The 3,697-nt window shown below is 34.8% G+C and carries 3 protein-coding genes; all 3 read right to left on the minus strand.

Annotated features, from left to right (window positions below; all coding sequences use genetic code 11):
- Positions 1–557: 557 nt before the first annotated feature.
- Positions 558–1,769, minus strand: a complete 1,212-nt coding sequence (locus tag ACT8VG_RS08560; RefSeq protein ID WP_444195632.1) for a MalY/PatB family protein — start codon at positions 1,767–1,769, stop codon at positions 558–560.
- Between the two features lie 42 nt (positions 1,770–1,811).
- Entirely contained in the window at positions 1,812–2,402 is a 591-nt protein-coding gene (locus tag ACT8VG_RS08565; RefSeq protein ID WP_444195633.1) for a histidine phosphatase family protein, read from the minus strand.
- Positions 2,403–2,405: 3 nt separating this feature from the next.
- Positions 2,406–3,697 (minus strand): beta-galactosidase domain 4-containing protein (locus tag ACT8VG_RS08570; RefSeq protein WP_444195634.1); only part of this gene is annotated, 1,292 nt, incomplete at its 5' end.

A 3,697-nucleotide genomic window follows, 5' to 3' on the forward strand; every position in this document is an offset into this window, starting at 1 on the left:
CGCCTGCTTTGCACGCAGGAGGTCAGGAGTTCGATCCTCCTAGGCTCCACCAATTATAAATCAATCCTATAGTAGAAGAAATTAGGCAATTAAATGCCGAAGAACCTCCTCAATTTGAAATTGAGGAGGTTTTTATTTTTTTATCAAACTGTTGACAAATGATAAAAATCGTGTAGCTAGAAATGAATGAATATTCATTTCTAGCCCTTTTTAGTAGTTAAACTATTATGAAACAAAGCAAACACAACATTCTCTACTCACCACAAAGGTTAAGACTATTCTTGGACGCTCTATGGATGTGGCTCTTGATAGTCTGAAGTGCTACTGAATGACCCTGTTTCCAACTTCACTCGTTGCCGAAAGCTTCCTGCTCGTACTCCCTTTGAATGCATCATGAGTCTTTCAAATTACTCCTCAATAGGTGAATTGTCTCACTTTTTTGAGGATCACGGTTCGCATTTTGCTTTTTATGAAACTATAATAAGTTATTTACCCGTTACAGCCCCTTTTTTTACCTATTATTAAAGGACAGCCGTTTAGAGGCTATCCTTTTCACGTTAGAATACGTATTCTTTTAATCTTTGCATAGCTTCCTGTAATAATTCATGTGGTAATGCAATGTTGAGTCTTATACCCCATGGATCATGGAACTGGACACCACTTTGCCAGTCTACACCTACATCCCATCCTTTTTGAATAAGTTCATCAATAGTCAGATGATTCTTTAGACAGTAGTCTTCACAATGTAGGAACACCATATAAGTACCCTGTGTTTGAGATACTTCAATACCTTCTACATTGTTTTTAATAAAGTCATAGGTATATTTCATATTCTGTTCAAGTACCTGATTTAATTCATCCACCCATTCAATAGATTCTTCACGATAGGCACCTATTAAAGCATGCATGGATAAAACGTTCATACTATTGTAATGTGTTGAAGTAGCTACTTTGTTGAGCTGTTCTCTTAAATAGTCATCACAAATAATATGATAGCTGCCAATAAGTCCTGCTAAGTTAAATGTCTTACTCGGTGCATAAATAGAGATTGTGCGTCTTTTAGCATCTTCACTAATACTATAAGTAGGAATATGCTTATATCCCGTAAATACAATGTCTGACCATATTTCATCTGATACGACAATGACATCATTTTCTTTAAAAACATTCATTGCCTGTTCAAGTTCTTCTTTTTCCCATACACGTCCACATGGATTATGAGGAGAACAGAGAACCGCTAAGCGAATGTTATTGTCTTTGATACGCTTGTCCATATCCTGATAATCCATGCGCCACACGCCCTCTTTATCCTTTACAAGAGGGCTTAATTCAGCCACTCGGTCTGTATCATTTAACACAGTGGAAACCCCTACATAAGTAGGACTATGGAAAAGAATCTTGTCTCCCGGCTTTGTAAAGGCATGAATGGCACTTGCTAGACATCCTAAAACACCATTCTCGTAACCAATATACTCTTTCTTTAAATCATGAATGTTATTTCTTGTCTTCTGCCAATACATGATGGCTTCATAATAATCATCAGATGGATAAAAATAACCAAATAGTGGATGTGCGATACGTTTATTGAGAGCATCCATCACACTTGGTGCTGTCGCAAAATTCATATCAGCCACCCACATTGGAATAATACTAAAACCTTCTTTAGGGAAAGTAGGTTTCTTGACATGACCTTTTTGAGATCCTACTGCATCCAAGGCCATGGCATCTTTTCCTTTTCTATCAATGATTGTCGTAAAATCGTACTTCATATTATCTCCTTATCATTATAATAGGATGACTTGAAATGTTACTTAATAAACTGCATTCAGAATAGTATCAAGTGAATAATGTCCTTCTTTATAATCCACTATGATTGCTGTCGCATTATCTGGAAATCTTAAATGTTCATCATGAGGTATAAGTGTTTTCACTAATCCATAAAGTGAACAGCCATGTCCAACAATAAGTACTGTATCATCTTCTTTACTTGATGCAATGATGTCATTAATGGATTCTATATGTTTATTAATCACATCATGGAGATCTTCTCCCTCATATGGTCGATAATCCATTTCGAGCGTATCCATCCAATTAGGCGCATCTATATGCAATTCTTTAACAAATAATGTGTTAATACCTTCTAAGATTCCAAAATTCACTTCTTTTAAACGTTTGTCAGAAATAGGCGCAATATTATGACCTTGAAGTATAATCTCTGATGTTTCTACCGCTCTTCCAAGTGGTGATGTATAAGCCTTGTTTATACTATAGTCCTTTAATTGCAGAGACATGTTTTCTACCTGTTTAACGCCTAATTTTGATAAAGGTGAATCACACCACCCCTGTGTTAAATTGATTTCATTAAAGTGTGTTTTACCATGTCTTACAAATATAAACTTCATTGATTATTCTCCTTTAAATGCAAAGTGTAGATGATGCTTATTCTTATCTAATAAGAATTCTTCATGTGTCTTAGCACCCCATGTATCATCTCCTGCAACACCCATCTGCTTCTCATTAATACATAATACTGTCTGATATGCTTCAGGTAATTCATCATGATGACGTGCATTTTCTAATTCATAAGGTGTGTAATGTAAAGCTGACATTTCAAAATCATCGCCCTCTAATAATAATACCTTATTTTCACCATGAATCAATACTTCCTTAACATGTGTTCTATTGCCACATTCCTGTGGGTAGAGATAAGGTGTACAGTTGTCTGTGACATTATAATCATATCTTCCAAGCATTGCCCCTTTATTTCTATCTATATAGTTTTCTTCTGGACCAAATCCATAATATGAGACACGCTCCATATCCTTATATAACTGGAATAATAGGCCGAATGCAGGCATTTCAATATTGGATGCAAGAGGCTGATAAGACATATCTACTTCTACTTTTCCATCACCATATACAGTATATGTAAGATAAAGTAGTTCATCTCCTAAATGAGGTAAATCATATGTATATTCAATCTTGCATGATGTTTCTTCTTTAACTGCTCTCACAAATTGACATTTAGCATATAAACTTGCAGTTAACCATTCCCCATAGCGATAGCCATATTTATTTTCCACATCATTATTCGTAGAAGCTCTAAAGAAGTTTGGTTTTACAGGCACACGAATGTATTCTTCTTGATGATAACGATAAGACACTAATCCCTTCTGCTTTGAGAAAATGACATTGAAGTCCTTCCCTACTACACCAACATTCAAATAGTCTTCTATCACTTTAACTGGTAAAGAAGAATTCTTTACTGTTTGAGGTTCATAGTTATAAATATACTGTTCATATGCATACACTTGATTATCTTTCTTTAAATAGATATTCAATACATATTCTTTATCTTCTTCAACCACAAAAGGATTCTTGATTGTAGTTGTGTTTTGTGGTGCACATGCAACAATAACATTCTGTGATTTAATGACATAGCCGTCACATAACAAATCAATCTGTAAAGTGTATTCATTCAAATCAGTAAATAAGTATCTATTATCTAATTTGATTTCCTGTTCATTGATTGTGAAATCTACATATTGATAACAATACTTTACTTCCTGCATCTTAGGAGTATTCTTACGATTCGCAAAGACTAATCCATCGCCACAGAAATCATAATCACTTGGTCTTTCTTTAAAATCTCCTCCATAACAGAGTTTTCCATCATGATATAATGCCTGATCGATAT

Origin of the sequence: Catenibacterium sp., from assembly GCF_052354645.1 — a bacterium.
Taxonomy (GTDB): Bacteria; Bacillota_I; Bacilli_A; order Erysipelotrichales; family Coprobacillaceae; genus Catenibacterium; species Catenibacterium mitsuoka_A.